Consider the following 2552-nt stretch of genomic DNA (forward strand, 5'->3'; position numbering starts at 1 on the left):
GGCTTCTCCTGCCTGCCGGATAGTTCCCTATCGTTTCTGCTCTTCCCGGTGGACCGCCCGGAATTTTTCGATGCCGTGGTTCTCGACGAGGGAGATCGGGTGAAGGAAATTCAGGTCAAGCGGCAAGACGCTGCCACGAACTGGATCTGGGGGGCGTTCAAGATGCCGGGCCGGATCTTGCACCAACTCGCTGCACTCTGGCGTGAACGGGACCGGCGTGACGAATATATCGGCACCCTGATCAATGCCTATCTGGCTGCCGGCGGTGAAGCCTACGGTGTCAGGGCCGGAGTCTCCTACGTCGATGTCGGCACCTTCAACGGCTATCGCACGGCTCTTCGGCTGCTCGAAGAGGGCGTCGCATCCGAACAACGCCAAACCGCCATGCTTGTGGGTGGAGCACACCCGCATGTGCCTGTCGTTCCCGGCGAAGGAGCCTGACCATGCTGCATTCCCATGCCGAAATCCGCCGCCGTATCGATGCTCTCGGCCCATGGTTCCACAACATGGAACTGGCCGGTGTCGAAACCGCTCCCAACCATTTTCTCGGCAATTACCCGCTGATCAAATGGCGCAAATTCGCCGAGGCCATTCCCGCGGATCTGACAGGCAAGACGGTGTTGGATATCGGCTGCAATGCCGGCTTCTATTCCATCGAGATGAAACGGCGAGGTGCTGCCCGTGTCCTCGGCATTGATTTCGATGAGGCTTATCTGGCGCAGGCCCGCTTTGCCGCCGAGATCGCCAATTGCGAGATCGAATTCCAGAAACTGTCGGTCTACGACGTCGGCGCCCTGCGCGAAACATTCGATATCGTGCTGTTCATGGGGGTGCTTTATCACTTGCGCCACCCGTTGCTTGCGCTCGACCTTATCCGTGAGCATGTCGCCGGTGATCTGATGATCTTCCAGTCCATGCAGCGCGGCAGCACCGATCTTCCCGAGATGGAAGAGAACTATCATTTCTGGACGCATGACCTGTTCGACCGGCCGGAATTTCCCAAGCTCCATTTCATCGAGCACCGCTATGCCGACGACCCGACCAACTGGTGGATACCCAATCGAGCCTGCACCGAAGCGATGCTGCGCAGCGCCGGTTTCGAGATCGTTCTGCACCCTGAGCAGGAGGTCTATTTCTGCCGGGCCGCAGGCGACCCGGCCAGTGGCGGTCCCGTCTACCCCTCGAAAGGACAGCGCCATGATTGAAGCCGCGATGATCTGGAACGAGCCCAACAACAAATCGCATTGGGATCCCGAGCTCGACCCCGACTGGAGCCGCTTCGCCAGGATGGCAATCCTGGCGGCGGACGCAATCGCATCTGAAAACCCGGCTTTGACCAAAGTGCTCGGTGGCATCTCGCCGATAGACCCGGGATTCATCACTCGCATGAAGGAATTCGGCGTGCTGGATCATGTCGACGCCGTCGCCGTGCACGGCTTTCCGCTCGACTGGAACCTGTGGCAAATCCAGGAATGGCCGCAGAAGATCGGCGAGATCGCGACCGTCACCGACCTTCCCATCTGGGTCAGCGAAGTCGGCGTATCGACCTTCGGCGCCGAGGAAATCCAGGTCTGGGGGCTCAAGCGAACAGCTGAATTGCTGCTCGGCAATGCACCACGCGTCCAGTGGTACAGCCTCTACGATCTTCCGCGTGAATGGGAAGCAACGACGCGTCACCGCGAAGCCGAAGGCTCCTCTTATTACCGTCATTTCCATATGGGGCTGCTGCGCCAGGACGGCACGCCAAAGCCCGCGCTGGAGGAATTCCTGCGCTATACACCCGCAATGGGACTGGTGCAGTGGTTTCATTTCGAAGATCCGCGGCTGGACGACGCTGTCGCCTGGATGAAGCGGCTGGGTGTCACCAATATGCGTACCGGGCTTTCCTGGGCGGACAGTTTTCGGCCGAATGCGCTGGACTGGTTTGACCGGCAGATGGAAGCACTCGCCGATTTCGACGTGACGGTCACCTTCTGCTTCACACCTCAGCATCGCGGAATGATGCCCCACCACACCAGCCCGCCACTGGTGCCGGAGGAGTTCGCGGATTTCTGCTCAACCATGATCCGCCGCTATGCGCCTGGCATGACATCCGCCTCGCTCCCCACGCGGCGGGCCTCGGCCGCGTGAAATCGTCATGCTGCCCATGCATCAGATGCCGGACTTCGCGACACCACTGACAGGTGGGGATGCGGCGCAGGGCACCGGGACGCAACCGGCCGCGACACTCGCCGTCCTCAATGTCGCCTACCCTCTCGCGCCCGTCGGACCCGACGCTGTCGGCGGTGCCGAACAGGTTCTGTCGATGCTCGATCGGGCATTGGTTCACGCCGGCCATCGATCTATCGTCATTGCTTGCCGTGGCTCCAGCACGAGCGGCACGCTTGTGGAAATACCGGCCGAAAACGGCATGCTCGACGAGGCGGCGAAGCGCCGCGCGCAAGAGGCCCATCGCAAAGCGATCGCCACTGCCCGCGCCCGATGGCCCATCGATGTGGTTCATCTGCACGGCATCGATTTCGACGCTTATCTGCCTGACGATGGTCCGACCT

2 protein-coding genes and 2 pseudogenes are annotated in these 2552 nt (G+C 60.9%); all 4 read left to right on the forward strand.

Annotation, left to right across the window (positions count from 1 at the left end; genetic code table 11):
• Positions 1 to 441, forward strand: a pseudogene (locus EN914_RS31755) (nucleotidyltransferase family protein); the annotation flags it as partial.
• Positions 442 to 443: 2 nt separating this feature from the next.
• Positions 444 to 1205 carry a TIGR04290 family methyltransferase gene (locus EN914_RS31760; RefSeq protein ID WP_013533206.1) on the forward strand — a complete coding sequence of 254 codons (762 nt, stop codon included), beginning with the start codon at positions 444 to 446 and terminating at the stop codon, positions 1203 to 1205.
• Positions 1198 to 2130 (forward strand): beta-xylosidase, encoded by a 933-nt coding sequence (locus tag EN914_RS31765; protein ID WP_024502356.1) that lies wholly within the window; start codon positions 1198 to 1200, stop codon positions 2128 to 2130. The genes EN914_RS31760 and EN914_RS31765 overlap by 8 nt, the downstream gene beginning before the upstream one ends.
• A gap of 7 nt (positions 2131 to 2137) precedes the next feature.
• Positions 2138 to 2552, forward strand: a pseudogene (locus tag EN914_RS31770) (glycosyltransferase family 4 protein); the annotation flags it as partial.

This window comes from Mesorhizobium sp. M7A.F.Ca.CA.001.08.2.1 (assembly GCF_003998455.1).
GTDB classification, from domain to species: Bacteria; Pseudomonadota; Alphaproteobacteria; order Rhizobiales; family Rhizobiaceae; genus Mesorhizobium; species Mesorhizobium ciceri.

Bases quoted from the DNA above. Each gene is read 5' to 3' on its own strand.
- EN914_RS31760 (WP_013533206.1), top strand. From the start codon at position 444: ATGCTGCATTCCCATGCCGAAATCCGCCGCCGTATCGATGCTCTCGGC.
- EN914_RS31765 (WP_024502356.1), top strand. From the start codon at position 1,198: ATGATTGAAGCCGCGATGATCTGGAACGAGCCCAACAACAAATCGCAT.